The sequence below is a fragment of the Dellaglioa sp. BT-FLS60 genome (assembly GCF_054941065.1).
Map to the genome: position 1 here is coordinate 13,660 of NZ_JBSOLI010000029.1, position 17,557 is coordinate 31,216.

A 17,557-nucleotide genomic window follows, 5' to 3' on the forward strand; every position below is an offset into this window, starting at 1 on the left:
TCTCCTTATAGTATTGTCTAGTAATATCTTTATAACTATACCACGTTGTTAAATAAATTCAAAAAAACATCAATTAAAATTAATTGATGTTTTTTAGTCATTATTTTTTCAAATGATAGTTAAATGTTGCAACAATAATATTTTCACGAGAGTTTAAAACTGATCTTAATCTTAAACTTGTTTGGTTATGCAAAATATTTTGCCATGGTTTTCTTGGTACAAATTGTGGCACTAAAACTGTTGTCGTAAAATTACGAGCAGCAGCATTCTTAGCAATCACATCTGTAAATTTCACAACGGGTGACGCAATTGATCGGTATGACGAATGCAAATCAACAAAACGGACACCAGGGAAACGCTCTTTAAATTCACGTTCCGTTTCATGTTCTTTTTCAGGATTTGTATCGAAAGACACATGCATTGCAATCACATAGTCACCAATCGAACGCGCATAATTGATGGCACCAGTTGTCACATGGGTCACAGAACTTACTAACACAATAACCGTAGAACCATCGTAATCGTGAATTTCTGCTTCCTCTGTCAATCGTAATTGTTCGGCAACTTTATTATAATGATCATTAATTTTATAGAATATCCCGTACATAACTGGCATAATCACAAAGAATGGCCATACAGTTGATAGACGGTATCTAAAGAGAATCAATAAAATACTTAGTGAAATAAAAGCACCTAAGAAGTTATAGAAGGCCTTCATCAACCAGCCTTTTGGACGTTCATGATACCATTTTACAATCATCCCTGTTTGAGACAACGTAAATGGAATAAACACACCCACCGCATATAACGGAATTAATAAGGCTGTTGACCCATTAAAAATGAACGTTAAAATAATTGAACCAGCTGCCAACGTGATAATTCCGTTAGAGTAACCTAAACGATCACCTTTATCCATATATAAATGGGGCATAAATTTATCTTTAGCTAAATTAAAGGCCAAAATTGGGAAAGCTGAGAATCCAGTATTCGCAGCTAATACCAAAATTAACACGGTTGAAAATTGGAAAATATAATATAAAATACCTTGTCCAAATGTTGTCTGTGCAATTTGAGAAAGAACCGTTACTTTTTCAGTAGGTACAATCCCATACCAGTAGTTTAATAGTGTAATACCACCAAAGAAGACAGCTAAAAGAGTTGCCATAATGGTTAAAGTAGCCGCTGCATTTTTAGCATGTGGTTTTTTGAAGAAAGGCACTGCATTACTAATCGCTTCGACACCAGTTAATGAAGATGACCCTGATGAGAATGCTTTTAAAAGTAAGGCCATTGTGATACCAGGAACGGCAGTCCCAACAGCAGCTGTTGCATGATAAGGCACTTGACCAGTCATAATATTATAACCACCAACAAGTAACATTAAAATAATCATCACAACGAACAGATAAACAGGTACCGTTAAGAATGAAGCAGATTCACGTAACCCACGTAAATTCATTGCCATAACTAAAATAATAATAATCACTGAAATAACCACTTGATGCCCATACAATGATGGCACCGCAGAAATTAGCGCTTCAGTCCCTGCGGATACACTAACCGCAACAGTTAGCATATAATCAATTAAAAGTGAGCCACCGGAAATTAAACCTGCTTTTTTACCTAAATTTTTGCTTGAGACGACATAAGCGCCCCCACCTTTAGGATAAGCATGGATAATTTGACGGTAAGAAATGGTAATTGATGCCAATAAAATTAAAACTAATAACGCAATCGGTAATGAGTACCAAATTGCCATCGCAGAAAAGCCAACCAAAACGGTCACAATTTGTTCAGTCCCGTACGCCACAGATGACAATGCATCTGATGATAAAAGAGCTAATGCCTTAAACTTTGATAATTGCTGATTTCCCTCTTCAGAAGATTTCAATGGTTTCCCAATTAACAATCTCTTTAAATAACGCCACATTTCATCTTTACCCCTTATGTTCTAAATTTAAAAAAATTATTCATAAACGTTGCCCTGACGGTACGTTCATCTTACCGAATAGTTATTTTATTCACTAATTCCTATCCACCGAATTCACTCTATTTTACCCGTTTATATTTAAATATACAACACCATAAATGAACTTTATTCCCCACAAAAAAAGAGTTACCACTCGCAATTAGCGCAGAGTGATAACTCTTTAAATTTTATTATTTTATGAAACTTGGGTTACATCATACCGCCCATGCCACCAGGCATTTGTTGTGGGTCAGCTGCAGATTCTGGTTCCGGTTTGTCGGCAACAACTGCTTCAGTTGTTAACAATAAAGCAGAAACACTGGCTGCATTTTGCAATGCTGAACGAGTCACTTTAGTTGGATCAACAATTCCAGCTTCAATCATATCTTGCCATTCATTAGTTGCGGCATTGAAACCAATACCTATTTTTTCTGATTTTAATTTTTCAACAATAACGGAACCTTCAAGACCCGCATTTTTAGCGATTTGACGTACAGGTTCTTCCAAAGCACGTTGCACAATCTTGATACCCGTTAATTCATCACCAGTTGCTTCGAGTGCAGCAACTTTTCCAATAACGTTAACGAATGCTGTCCCACCACCGGCAACGAAACCTTCTTCAACTGCGGCACGTGTGGCATTCAAAGCATCTTCAATGCGGTATTTACGTTCTTTTAATTCTGTTTCAGTTGCAGCACCGACTTTGATGACAGCAACCCCACCAGATAATTTAGCCAAACGTTCTTGTAATTTTTCGCGATCAAATTCAGAAGTTGTTTCATCGATTTGTTTTTTAATCAAACCAACACGTTCTGTAATTTTAGCTTTATCACCAGAACCTTCAACAATCACTGTGTTTTCTTTTGTGATATTGACTTTACCAGCTGAACCTAATTGTTCAATGGTTGTATCTTTCAATTGTAAGCCAAGTTCATCAGTAATCACTGTAGCACCCGTTACAATAGCGATATCTTCAAGCATTGCTTTACGACGATCACCAAATCCAGGTGCCTTAACAGCAACAACGTTGAATGTCCCACGAATTTTATTCAAGACTAAGGTTGGTAAAGCTTCGCCATCAACATCATCAGCAATGATTAATAATGGACGACCTTGTTCAACAATAGATTGTAATAAAGGTAATACTTCTTGAATGTTAGAAATTTTCTTATCAGTCACCAAGATATATGGTGTTTCTAAGTTAGCTTCCATTTTATCGTTATCAGTTACCATGTATTGTGACAAGTAACCACGATCAAATTGCATCCCTTCAACAACATCTAATGAGGTATCAATACTTTTTGATTCTTCAATTGTAATCACGCCATCATTACCGACTTTTTCCATAGCGTCAGCAATCAAAGCACCAATCTCATCATTAGCTGAAGAAACAGAAGCGATTTGCGCGATGTCTTCTTTTGTTTCAACTTTGTGTGATAATTCATGTAATTCAGCAACTGCAGCTTTTGTAGCAGCTTCAATCCCACGACGAATACCAACAGGGTTAGCACCAGCCGTCACATTTTTCATACCTTCAGTCACGATAGCTTGTGTTAAAACAGTTGCAGTTGTTGTCCCATCCCCAGCAATATCGTTGGTTTTTGAAGCAACTTCTGACACTAATTTAGCACCCATATTTTCAAAATGATCTTCTAATTCAATAGCGCGAGCAATTGTCACACCATCATTTGTAATTGTTGGTGAGCCATATGATTCTTCCAAAACAACATTACGGCCTTTTGGTCCTAAAGTTGATTTAACCGTATTGGCTAATTGGTCAACACCTCTAAGCATTGCTGAACGAGCATCTTCAGAAAATTTTAATTCCTTTGACATAATTAATCCACCTCATCTTTAAATTTAAAATTTAACTTAATCTACAGTTGCGACGATATCTTTTTCGTGCACAATCAAGTAGTCTTTACCTTCAAATGAAACTTCTGATCCGGCATATTTATCAAATAAAACGGTTTGTCCGACGTTGACAGTAACGGCAATCTTCTCACCATTATCCATTGTACGGCCATCACCCACCGCAATAACTTTACCTGTTTGTGGTTTTTCTTGTACATTACTTGCCAAGACAATACCACCTACCGTTGTTTCTTCTTCTTTAGTTACTTCTAAAATAACTCGATCTGCTAATGGTTTTAACACGTTCTATCCCTCCAACACTATTATTTAGCACTCTATCTTCCTAAGTGCTAATCACAAAATTAACTATAATCAATTTTACGGACAATTGCAAGTATTTCAGCTCTTATTTGATAGAAGTTTTCATATGAATTAAATTCGTTATCCGACCAATTATGCTATACTTATCATACGAATTTGTTCGACAAAATAATGCACGACTAACTAATTATATTTAAAGGAGTTTTCATGTCAAAATCAACTAGTAAAAATTCAATTGCCATTTTATTAGGCTATCTCGTCATCTTCGTTCTACCAACGGTTCTGAATCAACTATTTTCTCTAAAATCGATTATCTATCCGGCTATGACAGCTGACTATGCCTTAGGTGCGATCCTCTTAGTTTGGCTAAATTATTACTTCAGTACTAAAAATTCAATTAGTGGTCATTCTAATTGGACACAAATTATTTTGTGGGGATTTCTCGGATTCATTTTAACGTTAATTATTCAGTCCGTTATTCAAACGATTTATTACTCACTTTTAAAAACGACTGTGCCTTCACAGAATACAAGTGAAATCATGACGATTGTTACAAAATATCCCTATTATATGTTGGCAATCTCATTTGGCGCCCCTATTATGGAAGAACTTGTTTTCAGAAAAGTTTTCTTCGGTAACTTAGCCAGTTTTATACCACCAATGTTCGCCGCAATTATTTCCAGTTTACTATTCAGTCTAGCGCACAATGATGGACATCTAGCCATCTACTTTTTAATTGGTTTACTTTTTTGTTACCTTTATAAACGAACTGGTAGTATTAAAACGTCAATGATTGCACACATTCTCATGAACAGTTTCGTATTAATCATTCAAGTATCACTTTAAAAAAGAAAGGTGGGATTCGTTTTGATCCTGTTACAAGTCCAACAAGCAGCCCGCTATTTCGGTGCTGACGTTCTATTCGAAAATGTTAATATGGATATTAAAGACGATGCCAGAATTGCCTTAGTTGGCCGAAATGGTGCCGGTAAATCAACATTAATTAAAATGATCATTGATCAAGAAGCCACTGATGCCGGTCAAATCATTAAACATAAAGGGATGACTATTGGCTACTTAGCACAAACAACCATTGTTTCTTCCGAACGTTCAATCTGGGAAGAAATGAGTCATGTCTTTGATTATCTCAAGAAAATGGAAACGCAAATTCATGCATTAGAAGCCCAAATTGCTGACCCAAAAAATGCAGAAGATTCTGAAAAATTCGACAAACTATTATCAACTTATGATCAACTGTCACATGATTTTAGTGAAAAAAATGGTTATGGTTACGAATCAGAAATTCGTTCCGTCTTACATGGCTTTAGATTTTATGAAGAAGATTTTGATCGTGATATCAGAACTCTTTCTGGGGGTCAAAAAACACGCTTAGCATTAGCTAAATTACTTTTAGAAAAACGTGATTTATTGATTTTAGATGAACCGACTAACCATTTAGATATTGAAACCTTAACATGGTTAGAAGGTTATTTGAAAACTTATACGGGAGCCCTCTTAATTGTCTCTCATGATCGTTACTTCTTGGATAAAATCGTCACAGAAGTTTACGATATGAGTCATCATGAAACAACCCACTATAATGGTAATTATTCTCAATTTATTGTCAAAAAAGAAGCTAACTTAAAACAAGAATGGAAAGTTTTTGAAAAACAACAAGATAGAATTGAAAAACTTGAAGATTTTGTTAATAAAAATATCGTTCGTGCATCAACAACCAAACGAGCACAAAGTCGGCGTAAACAACTTGAAAAAATGGACAAAGTTGATCGCCCAGATGGTGACGAAAAAGCACCCCGTTTTAGTTTTAAAGCAGCCGATGAAAGTGGCAATATCGTTCTAACGGTTGCTAATGCAGCTGTTGGGTACGACAATACCGTTTTATCTGAACCCGTCTCAATCGATTTACATAAACATCAAGTGCAAGCAATTGTCGGTCCGAACGGTGTTGGTAAATCAACCTTGCTTAAAAGTGTCTTAGGTCAGATTCCCTTCATTCGAGGTGAAGCTTTCTTCGGTGCCAATGTCCATATCGGTTATTATGATCAGGAACAAAATCAATTAACAGATAAAAATACCGTTCTAGATGAACTCTGGAATGATCATCCAACAACACCTGAAACAGACATACGCTCATTATTAGGTAGCTTTCTATTTTCAGGTGACGATGTTTTGAAACGTGTTTCAAATTTAAGTGGTGGCGAAAAAGCACGGCTGGCTTTAACTAAGCTGGCTATGGATAAAGATAACTTTTTAATCTTTGATGAACCCACTAACCATTTGGATATTGATAGTAAAGAAGTTCTTGAAAAAGCCATTTCTAACTTTGACGGTACAGTCTTACTCGTTTCCCATGACCGTTACTTTATTAATAAAGTTGCAGAAAGTATTATTGAAGTTTCAAAAGAAGGTTCTACTTACTACATGGGTGATTACGATTACTATGTTGATAAAAAAGAAGAACTAGAAGCTATTGAAGCTGAAAAAGAGGCCCTTGAAACTGCTTCTAATCCAACAGCTCCTGATGTTAAACCAGCAACTAACTATCAACAAAACAAAGAAACCCAAAAAGAACAACGCAAATTAACTCGTAAAATTGAACGTTTAGAAACTGAACTAAGTACTTTAGAAACACATAAAACAGAACTTGAAGAAAAAATGTCACAGCCTGATATTTTCAGTGATGCTGACAAACTCCAAGAACTTCAAACAGAATTACAAACAGTTCAAACAGCAATTGAAACAACAGAAAATGACTGGGAAGAAGCTAGCTTAGCTCTGGAATAAGTTAGTTTCTTTTTTTATTTTCTGTTGACATAACAATAATGAAAGCCTATTCTCTATTAGTAACCTAAAAATTAAATATAAGTACACTAGGGGTGTTCTTTAGAAGAACTGAGATAAGTTTTTACAACTTAATCCCTTCGAACCTGTAAGTCAAAACTTGCGTAGGAAAGTGTGAAGAAGGACCCTACTCTACGATTTTTTTGTCAAAGAGTGGGGTTTTTGTGTGCTTAAGAGGAGAAACTATGAAACTAGAATTACTCGATAAGATCCGCGCAGAAAACCCAGTCATTTTTAACCTTTCAAATTACATCACGGTACAAGACGTCGCTAACGGCCTTAACGCAATTGGCGCCTCACCTATTATGCCTAGTGCAATTGAAGAAACCAAAGAGATGTTACAAATTTCTTCCGGCGCCACAATTAATATGGGATCATTCAGAAGTACTGAATTGCCTTATATTGAAAAAATTAGTCAAACCGCCAATGAATTAGGGGTTCCTCTCGTCATGGATCCCGTTGCTGTTGCAATGCCTTATCGTCAAAAAGTAATTACAGACTTACTAACTCGTTTTAAATTTGATTTCATTCGAGGTAATGCGGGTGAGATTGCAGCATTAGCTGGAATTGAATGGCAGGCTAAAGGCATTGACGCAGGTGATGGCTCTGCCAATCTAGCAGAAGTCGCAAAAATTGCAGCCCAACGTTATAATTGTACGGTTGTTTTAAGTGGTCCAACTGATTATATTTCTGATGGTGTCCGTGCAGCAACAGTGACACATGGCACATCCCTTTTCCAAATTCACGTGGGTTCAGGTGATATGCTTTCAAGTCTAATCGCTGCATTTGCGGCCGTTTCTAAAGAAGATTACTTTGAAGCAGCTAGAATGGCCTGCCTTGTTTTTGCAATAACTGGCGAACTTGTTGCGCAAGAATTAGACGCTGAACAACCTGGTAGTTTCATTGTTAATTTATTAGATAAATTACATTTGATAACGCCAAAAGAAATCGCTGAACAAATTGCTATGGGGGACTGAATAAAATGGCTAATTTCCCACAAGTTCTTTCGATTGCCGGATCTGACAGCAGTGGTGGTGCTGGCATGCAGGCTGATTTAAAAACGATACAGGAACGCCACGTCTATACCGCAACCGTTCTCGTTGCCATTACTGCCCAAAATACGTTAGGTGTGCAAGACAGTTTCCCCTTACCGGCTCAAATTATTAATGAACAATTTAATTCAATTGCAGCTGATTTAGCTATTAAAGCATGTAAAACGGGGATGCTTGCTGATTCAGAACACGTTGAGATTGTCGTTGAAAATCTCAAAAAATATGACTTTGGCCCCTTAATAGTTGACCCTGTTATGGTTGCCAAAGGTGGTGCAACACTGCTTACTAAAGATGCAGTGGCCACCATCAAAGAAAAATTAATTCCCTTAGCGACCGTAGTCACACCCAATATTCCTGAAGCTGAAGTCATTACTGGTTTCACTATTAACTCTAAAAAAGACATGATTGCGGCTAGTCAAAAAATAAGCGCATTAGGTGCCAAAAATGTCATCATTAAAGGCGGCCATCAAAATTCTGAAAATACAGCAAGTGACTTTGTCTTACTAGAAAATGGTCATTCATTCTGGATGACCTCTGACCGCGTGGCTACAATTCGTACTCACGGAACGGGTGATACCCTCTCAGCCTGTATTGCAGCGGAATTAGCAAAAGGGCAACCTATCGATGCGGCGATTATAACTGCTAAAAAGTATGTTGAAGCCGCCATTAAAAATGGCATTATTGTCGGGCATGGACATGGACCATTAAATCATTGGGCCTATCGTGAGGAGGAACAACATGCAAAACTTTAATCGATCATGGTTAGCCAGTTACTTTATCGCTGGCACGCAGGACGTTGCCAAGAACCAATTATTACCCACTCTGGAAAAAGCCTTACAAGCTGGGATTTCTTGTTTTCAATTTAGAGAAAAAAATCCTTTGAATCCTTTAAATAAAGCACAAAAAAAGGCACTTGCACTTAACTGTCAGCAACTATGTGCAGACTACAAGGTCCCCTTTTTTATTGATGACGATCTCCCACTAGCACTTGAAATCCAAGCCGATGGCATTCATGTTGGGCAAAGTGATCAAGTAATTCAAGACGTTATTGAACTAGCAATGGGTAAATTAGCCATTGGCCTTTCTTGTCATACGCTCGAACAAGTAGAACGTGCAAATCAATTACCAGCTGTTGCTTATATTGGTAGTGGGCCCATTTTCCCAACCCATTCAAAAGCAGATGCTGATGCACCGCTCGGAATTTCTAACCTAAAGCAATTAGTAACCGCCAGTCGTCACCCAATTGTCGCCATTGGTGGTATTTCAGAAACTCATTTAGCCGAACTAGCTGAATCAGCCGTTTCAGGCGTTGCCGTCATCTCTTTAATTGCGCAAAGTCAGGACATTGAAAAAACGGTCCAATCCATCAATCATTATTTCAAATTGGAGGCCAATTAGGATGTCGGAACCTAAAGAATTACGGAGTCAATTTTTAATTTGGTTAGGCGCTGCCATTTCAATTGCTGAAATTATGACTGGTATGTTATTAGCGCCACTTGGTTTCTTAAATGGATTTTGGGCCATCCTAATAGGTCATTTAATCGGTTGTGGTCTCTTCTTATTACCTGCTGGCTACATTGGTGCGAAAAGACATCAAACAGCTATCCAATCAACAAAAATTGCTTTTGGATCGACAGGTGTTCTCTTATTCTCACTGATTAATCTCGTTCAATTAATCGGTTGGACAGCTGTCATGATTGTGAACGCCATTTCAGCTATGAATGGCGTTTCAAATGCGCTATTCAGTTTTAAAAATACAATTATCATGGGACTCATCATGGCTATTGGCATCATCATTTGGCTATTAGTTGGTAAAAGCAACTTATATCGCATCAATTTAATTGTTGTTAGCTTGCTAGTCATAGGTGCGGCCGTTATGCTCTTTTTAATTTTTAAAACACCCGTTTCAACTTCATCTCATCTTGGTCAAATGACATTTGGATCCGCTGTTGAATTAAATATCACAATGGCATTATCTTGGTTACCTTTAATTGGCGATTATACAAAAGCAACCAAATATCCAATTGCATTGTCTTCAATTAGTTCATTGGGCTACTTCGCTGGTAGCTTAATCATGTTTACAATCGGATTATTTTTAACCACTAGAACTGGCTTTACTGACTTCACATCATTTTTAGCAACTTCAGGTTTAGGTATTATTGCTTTATTTATCATCATCTTTTCAACTGTCACAACAACTTTTTTAGATGTCCTATCAGCAACCATTAATATTCAAAATATACATCCCATTAAAAGGGTCAAATTAATGAGTATCCTGATTGTCATTATGGGCTTACTGATTGCGTGGTTAGTTCCTATCGATCGTTATCAAACCTTTTTATATTTCATCGCATCAGTATTCACGCCACTCTATACGATTGTCTTTGTCACTTACTTCGTTACGAAAAAGACATTACCTTACTGGTTGAATCTTATTTGGTGGGTCATCGGAATTTTTGCCTACTACCCATTACAACAATTGGACTTTAGCTTAGGCACAACTGTGATTATTTTATTTGGACTAGGCTTATTCATTTACTTAACACAACTTATTTTACCAAACCATTATCTTAAAAAGATTGATTAAAAAGACGCCTAACTTCAATGAGTTAGGCGTCTTTTAGTCTTACTAAGCAATCCAATCAAATTCCAAACTAGGATCAGCATTCAAATCCAATCCAGCACGTTGACCTTTAAGAAATTCAACGTAGCCAGCCGCACCAATCATTGCAGCATTATCGCCACATAAATTGATAGGTGCTTTAACAAATTCAACACCATTCAATTTTTTCATATCAGATTCAAGTCTAGCGCGTAGCCCTTTATTAGCTGCCACACCACCAGCAAGAATTAATTGTTTAATATCATATTCATGACAAGCACGAATTGTTTTTTCAGCAAGGACATCAACAACACTTTGTTGAAAACTAGTTGCTAAATCAGCCTGATTCAACGATTCACCTAATTGATCCGCATGATGAACCGTATTAATAAAGGCACTCTTTAAGCCACTAAAACTGAAGTCATAATTATCATCTTTGAGCATTGCGCGTGGAAAATGAAACGTATCTTGTCCCGTGTGAGCCAGCTCATCGATTTTTTTACCTGATGGATAAGTCATCCCTAGAACACGCCCAACTTTATCATAAGCTTCACCAGCTGCATCATCACGCGTCTCACCAATAATTTCAAATTGACCTTCTTCAGGCATATAAACCAATTCAGTATGCCCTCCTGAAACAAGTAAAGCCATTGATGGATAAACTAGCTCAGCTTTATAACGTGCTGCGAAAATATGTCCAGCCATATGATTGACCGGAATTAAGGGCAATTCGTGCGCAAATGCGATAGCCTTAGCAGCAGAAACACCCACTAATAAAGCGCCGACTAATCCGGGACCATAAGTTACCGCGACAGCATCCAAATCTTCATAAGTGACATTAGCTTCTGTCATCGCATCTTTGATACAACTCGTAATTTGTTCAATATGGTGACGGCTAGCCACTTCAGGCACAACCCCACCAAAACGCTTATGACTATTTACTTGTGTCGCAACAATATTCGATAAAATAAGATGACCATCTTCGACAACTGCAACACTCGTCTCATCACAACTTGATTCAAATGCTAAAATTAAATTTCTTTTTTCTGTGTTCATCGGGACTCCTTTCAACTTACTCCGTATTGTTCTATCTTAATTTAAGTAACATATCAACGGCATCTTGGCCGTCTTCAACATAATAATTTTCTTGTATGCCCACTTTATTAAAGCCTAATTGATGATACAAATTCAATGCCGTCTGATTATCACGACGGACCTCTAGACTGACCGTTTTAAATTTCATTAATCGCGCACGTTTTGTGATTGCTGTAACCAAAAAATTGCCCATTCCTCTTCCTTGGCATTCGGGTAAAACAGCAATATTCGCAATATGCACATCCCCTGTTTTGGCGTTCGTTGAACAACCAACAAATCCTAACATTTTATCTTCTTTACGCAATACAAGGTAAAGTGTTTTGCCTTTTTGGCTAATCTCACCTTCGAATATTTTAGCACTCCATGGCGATTTTCCACCATAAACGGCCTTTTCAATCTCAAGTAATTCGGGAATATCAGGAACGACAGCACGCGTCATAAAATAAGCTTCATTTCTAATTTGAATCCGATGATTTTGAAAAACTAATGTTCTTGCTGGTTCATTTAACCCTAATTCTGGGATAATGCGTCTTACTCGTGCTCTAAATTTTTTCAACATAGGTATTATGATCCTTATCTGAATGAGTTTCTAACCATTGTGTTTCTGCTTGCGTCAAACGTAGATAATGAGGAATAAAATCTTCCTGCTCAACGGGCGCCATATCTTTACCAATAAGTCCCAAAATAAAAGCTTGTGGGACATTCAAAAATGCCGCTGGAAATTGTGCTTGTTCGCCTAAAATAGCAACGATTTGTGTTTTAAACAAAGCAACATCAGTCCCAACAAAAATTTGTGGGCGTTGACGATTTTTTAATTCAGTTACCCAAGTCACAAGTTCTCGATGCTGATCAGGTAACTCATTTATCATTTTGTCGTCATTGGTATATAAGCCTGAAAAAACATAATTTCTACGTGCATCAAATAATGGCACAATATCTGCTTCACCATTTGTGGTAATACCCGCAGCTAATAAAGCTAAACTAGACACTCCCACTAATTCACAATCTAACGTGAAAGCAAGTGTCTTGGCCGTTGCAACACCAATTCTGAGTCCTGTAAAAGAGCCTGGACCTTGTGCAACCACAATTCGATCTAACTCAGCAGGTTTGACACCAGCTAATTTCATGACGTCAGCGATTGCGGGCATCAATGTTATACTATGATTTTTTTTAATGTTCGTTGTTATTGTCGCTAACAACGTGCTATCTTCTAAAACAGCGACGCTAAGCGGTATATTCGATGTATCAATTGCCAAAAGTTTCATTCATATCTTCCTTTATTTCTACTTTGTTCATATTTTAGCACAAAAATAGTCTAACACATTTTTTATAAGAGAAAATTAACAAAAAAAATAGGACAAATCAGTTTGCCCTATCGTCATTAATCACTCTATTTTGAAAAACCATTTGGATGTTTTTGTTCGAAAGCCCACGCTGTCTTAATAATGTCTTCCATATTTTCATATTTAGGTGCCCATCCTAACACTTCATGCGCTTTTTCACTTGCCGCAATTAAAGTTGAAGGGTCGCCGGCACGTCTTGGTGCAATTTCAGCAGGAATTTCTTTACCTGTTGCGCGACGAGCGGCTTCTAAAATTTCCATATTTGAAAAGCCATTAGATGACCCTAAGTTAAAGGCATTACTTTCATTTCCTGCAAGCAAGTAATCTAATGCACGAATATGTGCATCTGCTAAATCAAGAACGTGCACATAATCACGGACATTTGTACCATCTTTTGTCTCATAGTCATCACCAAAAATTTGTAATTTTTCGCGTTCACCATTAGCAACTTGCAAGATGATTGGAATTAAATGCGTTTCTGGATTATGGTCTTCTCCAATACTACCATCTGGTTTAGCACCAGCGACATTGAAGTAACGTAAAGCAACAAACTTAACCCCGTTTGCAACATCAGTCCAGTGCATGATTTTTTCCATGGCTAATTTACTTTCACCATATGGGTTCGTTGGTATTTGAGGATCGTCTTCATGAATTGGGACAACTTTTGGTTCGCCGTATGTTGCAGCTGTTGAAGAAAAAACAATTTTCTTAACGCCAACTTCAGTCATGACTTCAAGTAAATGAACCATTCCTGCTGTATTGTTATCAAAATATTTTAATGGTTTTTCCATTGATTCACCAACAAGTGATGAGGCTGCAAAATGGACAACTGCTTCAATATCTTCATTTTTGAAAACATTACGCATGAAATCTTTATCCGCAATATTACCTTGATAAAATTTAGCAGCTTTATTAACAGCCTCTAAATGACCTGTCACTAAATTATCAACCACGACTACGTCACGGTTGTTTGCTACCAATTGATCAACAGTATGTGAACCGATATAACCTGCGCCACCCAAAACTAAAATTGACATTTTATATTCCTCCAAATGTTTTATGTAGTTTCATTATAACTTATTTTAGCCAATTTATCAGGAATTAGCTTGTTTTTAAACAAATAAATAGACGGCGAAATAAATTCACCGTCTTGTTACTTTTCATTTACTAAGCCTTAACGCATATAAGTCTTATAAACGTTGACCTAATCTTTGAATTTGTTTATTATTACCAACAATGTATAGCAAAATAATTTGGATCGGAATTAAGAATAAATCTTTGATGCCACGTGCATAAATAATTGTCCAAGGTGAATGATACATGAGTACCAACCAGAACGTATTTAGCAATAAATCAATCACAATCACATTGATTAACACGGCAATAATAATGCGTGTCAGTGTAAATGGCTTTTTGTAAAACACAAGTCCATAGAAAAACGCACCCAAGAAAGCAGATAACGAAAATCCCCAGAAAAATGTCCCCCCTTTACTGAATAATACGGTTCCCAGTAAATCTGATAAAACAGAACCAATACCGCCCAGTAATGGGCCAAACCACGTTGCTAACAGATAAGTGACGATAAACGTAAAACTAATCCGCAACGTTAATACCTGATACGATAAAAAATTGGTTAGAATAATTTGACCGGCTAATAATAAACCCATCACTGCTATATTCTTTGCAGTCAATCGCTTTGTTAAACTTTCCATGATCCAGACATCTCCTCGTTGGAGTTGCCACATTGTGGTATGCGGCGAATGCGAGAACACAACCGCAGCTATCCCTAGCCTTCGTCCAAAAGACACATTCCGTCCTTTTGGCACTTAACGCTGTATTCTCTACCCCGAAATTTTGTATTTGACTACTTTCACAGTATAGCACTAAAAGTAAGTAAATACGGTAATTATTTTTATTTGGCTCGTTTTTCTCGAACCATAAAAATTAAGCCCATAACTAATCCCAATGCAACAGGCACCATCCAACTCAAACCGATATTAAATAAAGGCAAATAATTATCGGCAAAAGATAACATCCTTTTTGCACCTGCTAAATTTTTAATTGACGTTGGCATTGCATTTAAGCCATCAAAAATAGCACTAAAGAAAGTTAAAACAGTTAACCACTGGTACATAATACTAACTTTAAAATCAAACTTATTTAAAACAGGTTCCAAACAAGCGACAATCATTAACACAATCGCAAGAGGATACAATAACATTAAAACGGGTGTTGATAATGAGATTAATTGGTCTAACCCAACGTTTGCGATTAAACAACTGACCACACAACCCAACGTTAAATATAAAATATAGCTACCGCGTCCAATGATTTCAACGCATATTTTAGCGAACGCACTGGTCACACCAATTGCCGTCTTAATACAAGCCACTACAATAATTGCGGCAAGAAACAGGCTTCCAAATTTGCCAAAGTAATGTTCTGTTACTTGAGCTAAAATAGCCCCACCATTATCCGAATGCGAAAATAGCCCTAAACTGGTTGCCCCTAAATAGGCCAGACAAGTATAGATAATACCCATCAAAATAACACTTATACTACCAGAACGAACAATTCCCTTAGTTATCGATTTAGAATCTGTAACCCCTAAATCGTGAATCGTATCCACAATGATAATCCCAAAGGCTAAACCGGCTAAAGCATCCATCGTATAATACCCTTGTCCAAAGGCAGACATAAAAGCGCCTTTTTGATAAGCACTTGTTGCCGCAAAATCAGTATAATTCCCCATAGGATTTATCAGAACAAACAATAATAAAATAGCTAATGCACATAAAAAGATGGGATTTAAATATTTACCAACATAAACTAATATTTTAGTTGGTTTAACTGCCAATAACCAAACCGTTGCAAAAAATAAAATTGAAAAAAGCAATAACCAACCCGGTTCTTGACTTGCTTTAATATGAGGCGCAAATCCAATTTCAAATGGAATTGTGGCCGCTCTAGGCCCTGCAAATAATGGCCCAATGGTTAAATAAAGTAACATCGTAAAAATAATGCCGTATACACGATTAACTTTAGAAGCTAATTCGAAAACACCTCTACTTTTAGATAATCCAATAGAAATAACACCTAAAAATGGTAACCCAACACCAGCAACTAAGAACCCCAAATTACTAATCCAGACATTTTGTCCTGATTGTTGACCTACAAAAACAGGAAAAATTAAATTTCCTGCACCGAAAAATAACCCAAACAGCATTGAACTTATAAATATATAATCTTTTTTACTTAATTGCTTTTCTTTCATCTTCGAGACCACCTTATCTTTCATATACCGTAACAAATTCATAGTCAAAGTACAATATAATCTGTATAATCTAAGTGTCAGCAAGGAGGAAACTATGAAAAAAATATTAATTTTACATACTGGTGGCACAATTGCCATGTCTGAAAATCAAGAAACAGGTGCCGTTGCACCTGGTGCCGAAAACCCTTTAAATCAAGTCGCAAATCCATTTAGTGACCGATTTGATTTAATCACTGAAAATGTCTTTAACCTACCCTCTCCACATATTGGTCCTAAAGAAATGTTAATCATTCAAAAAAGAATTATGCGTGCGCTAGATGAAGCTATCGATGGCGTCGTCGTTACCCATGGTACAGATACTTTGGAAGAAACAGCTTATTTCTTAGATCTCACCTTACCTAACCATCTACCTGTCGTTTTAACAGGGGCCATGCGCTCAGCAAATGAAATTGGATCAGATGGTTTACACAACTTTCAAACGGCTATTTTAACCGCAGCAAGTGACGATGCAGTCGACAAAGGTGTCTTGGTTGTCATGAATGATGAAATTCATACTGCTCGCTATGTGACAAAAACCCACACAACAAATGTGGCAACATTCAGAACACCTACCTTTGGTCCTATTGGTAGCATCGCCAAAAATAGTGTTAATTTCTTTGCCGAATTACTTAGCCAGACTTGCCTAGCAATTGACGAAGTCGTTGATCATGTTTATTTAATCAAAGCTTATGCTGGAATGGACGCTGATTTACTTGGCTTCCTTGATAACGACCAAACAAACGGTGTTGTTATTGAAGCACTTGGTGCCGGAAATCTTCCCCCACAAGTTTTAGCTAATCTTCAAAAACTAATTGATCGTGATATTCCCATAGTCATTGTGTCACGTTGCTTTAACGGCGTCGCACAAGATGTTTACGACTACGAAGGTGGCGGTGTCCAACTTAAGAAAATGGGCGGCATCTTCTGCCGTGGCCTAAATGGTCAGAAAGCCCGCATTAAATTATTAGTTGGTTTAAGTAATGGACTCGAAAAAGAAGAACTTGCGATTTATGTTGCAGACGCCTTGTCATAAGAAACAGTTCGATAGGGCTTAACCCGATTGAACTTAATGCGAACTCATAACTTATTTTTAAAATAATTCCCTTATTAAACTTGAAAGAACCGTTATCTTTGGCAAGATAACGG

At 37.1% G+C, this 17,557-nt stretch carries 16 protein-coding genes and 2 riboswitches; of the genes, 7 read left to right on the forward strand and 9 right to left on the reverse strand.

The genetic code is table 11. The features are described from left to right. Window positions 1-100 precede the first annotated feature (100 nt). From ACVQ8P_RS02145 to groES, 3 genes are all read right to left on the reverse strand, one after another. The gene (locus ACVQ8P_RS02145; protein ID WP_462297261.1) at window positions 101-1,930 is read right to left on the reverse strand and encodes an APC family permease; all 1,830 of its coding nucleotides are present in this window, start codon (window positions 1,928-1,930) and stop codon (window positions 101-103) included. 249 nt (window positions 1,931-2,179) lie between these two features. Further along, window positions 2,180-3,805 carry a chaperonin GroEL gene (gene groL, locus ACVQ8P_RS02150; RefSeq protein WP_462297262.1) on the reverse strand — a complete coding sequence of 542 codons (1,626 nt, stop codon included), beginning with the start codon at window positions 3,803-3,805 and terminating at the stop codon, window positions 2,180-2,182. A 36-nt stretch (window positions 3,806-3,841) separates the two neighbouring features. Then, entirely contained in the window at window positions 3,842-4,126 is a 285-nt protein-coding gene (gene groES / locus ACVQ8P_RS02155) for a co-chaperone GroES (RefSeq protein ID WP_462297263.1), read from the reverse strand. 225 nt (window positions 4,127-4,351) lie between these two features. Between groES and ACVQ8P_RS02160 the strand changes: the two genes are divergently transcribed. The 6 genes from ACVQ8P_RS02160 to cytX all read left to right on the forward strand — a co-directional run bounded on the left by ACVQ8P_RS02160 (window position 4,352) and on the right by cytX (window position 10,645). Beyond that, window positions 4,352-4,990 carry a lysostaphin resistance A-like protein gene (locus ACVQ8P_RS02160; RefSeq protein ID WP_462297264.1) on the forward strand — a complete coding sequence of 213 codons (639 nt, stop codon included), beginning with the start codon at window positions 4,352-4,354 and terminating at the stop codon, window positions 4,988-4,990. A 21-nt stretch (window positions 4,991-5,011) separates the two neighbouring features. Further along, window positions 5,012-6,949, forward strand: a complete 1,938-nt coding sequence (locus tag ACVQ8P_RS02165) for an ABC-F family ATP-binding cassette domain-containing protein (RefSeq protein ID WP_462297265.1) — start codon at window positions 5,012-5,014, stop codon at window positions 6,947-6,949. Window positions 6,950-7,027: 78 nt separating this feature from the next. After that, window positions 7,028-7,134: riboswitch (TPP riboswitch) on the forward strand. A gap of 57 nt (window positions 7,135-7,191) precedes the next feature. Then, on the forward strand, window positions 7,192-7,983 hold the full coding sequence (gene thiM, locus ACVQ8P_RS02170; protein ID WP_462297266.1) for a hydroxyethylthiazole kinase: 792 nt from the start codon (window positions 7,192-7,194) through the stop codon (window positions 7,981-7,983). Between the two features lie 5 nt (window positions 7,984-7,988). Continuing rightward, on the forward strand, window positions 7,989-8,810 hold the full coding sequence (gene thiD / locus ACVQ8P_RS02175) for a bifunctional hydroxymethylpyrimidine kinase/phosphomethylpyrimidine kinase (RefSeq protein ID WP_462297267.1): 822 nt from the start codon (window positions 7,989-7,991) through the stop codon (window positions 8,808-8,810). Further along, window positions 8,797-9,456 carry a thiamine phosphate synthase gene (thiE, locus tag ACVQ8P_RS02180; RefSeq protein ID WP_462297268.1) on the forward strand — a complete coding sequence of 220 codons (660 nt, stop codon included), beginning with the start codon at window positions 8,797-8,799 and terminating at the stop codon, window positions 9,454-9,456. The genes thiD and thiE overlap by 14 nt, the downstream gene beginning before the upstream one ends. A 1-nt stretch (window position 9,457) precedes the next feature. After that, on the forward strand, window positions 9,458-10,645 hold the full coding sequence (gene cytX / locus ACVQ8P_RS02185) for a putative hydroxymethylpyrimidine transporter CytX (RefSeq protein WP_462297269.1): 1,188 nt from the start codon (window positions 9,458-9,460) through the stop codon (window positions 10,643-10,645). Window positions 10,646-10,687: 42 nt separating this feature from the next. Here the strand turns inward: cytX and tsaD are convergent, their stop codons facing one another. The 6 genes from tsaD to brnQ all read right to left on the reverse strand — a co-directional run bounded on the left by tsaD (window position 10,688) and on the right by brnQ (window position 16,372). After that, window positions 10,688-11,716: a tRNA (adenosine(37)-N6)-threonylcarbamoyltransferase complex transferase subunit TsaD gene (gene tsaD, locus ACVQ8P_RS02190; protein ID WP_462297270.1), complete on the reverse strand. Its 1,029-nt coding sequence runs from the start codon at window positions 11,714-11,716 to the stop codon at window positions 10,688-10,690. A gap of 31 nt (window positions 11,717-11,747) precedes the next feature. Further along, window positions 11,748-12,314: a ribosomal protein S18-alanine N-acetyltransferase gene (rimI, locus tag ACVQ8P_RS02195; RefSeq protein WP_462297271.1), complete on the reverse strand. Its 567-nt coding sequence runs from the start codon at window positions 12,312-12,314 to the stop codon at window positions 11,748-11,750. Further along, on the reverse strand, window positions 12,298-13,020 hold the full coding sequence (gene tsaB, locus ACVQ8P_RS02200) for a tRNA (adenosine(37)-N6)-threonylcarbamoyltransferase complex dimerization subunit type 1 TsaB (protein WP_462297272.1): 723 nt from the start codon (window positions 13,018-13,020) through the stop codon (window positions 12,298-12,300). The genes rimI and tsaB overlap by 17 nt, the downstream gene beginning before the upstream one ends. Before the next feature lie 125 nt (window positions 13,021-13,145). Beyond that, window positions 13,146-14,135, reverse strand: coding sequence for a UDP-glucose 4-epimerase GalE (gene galE / locus ACVQ8P_RS02205; protein ID WP_462297273.1), 990 nt, complete (start codon window positions 14,133-14,135; stop codon window positions 13,146-13,148). Between the two features lie 153 nt (window positions 14,136-14,288). Continuing rightward, on the reverse strand, window positions 14,289-14,810 hold the full coding sequence (locus tag ACVQ8P_RS02210) for a folate family ECF transporter S component (RefSeq protein ID WP_462297274.1): 522 nt from the start codon (window positions 14,808-14,810) through the stop codon (window positions 14,289-14,291). A 40-nt stretch (window positions 14,811-14,850) separates the two neighbouring features. After that, window positions 14,851-14,949: riboswitch (THF riboswitch) on the reverse strand. A 61-nt stretch (window positions 14,950-15,010) separates the two neighbouring features. After that, window positions 15,011-16,372: a branched-chain amino acid transport system II carrier protein gene (brnQ, locus tag ACVQ8P_RS02215; protein WP_462297275.1), complete on the reverse strand. Its 1,362-nt coding sequence runs from the start codon at window positions 16,370-16,372 to the stop codon at window positions 15,011-15,013. 94 nt (window positions 16,373-16,466) lie between these two features. Here brnQ and ACVQ8P_RS02220 point away from each other — a divergent pair, with 94 nt between their 5' ends. After that, the gene (locus ACVQ8P_RS02220; protein ID WP_462297276.1) at window positions 16,467-17,444 is read left to right on the forward strand and encodes an asparaginase; all 978 of its coding nucleotides are present in this window, start codon (window positions 16,467-16,469) and stop codon (window positions 17,442-17,444) included. Window positions 17,445-17,557: the final 113 nt, after the last annotated feature.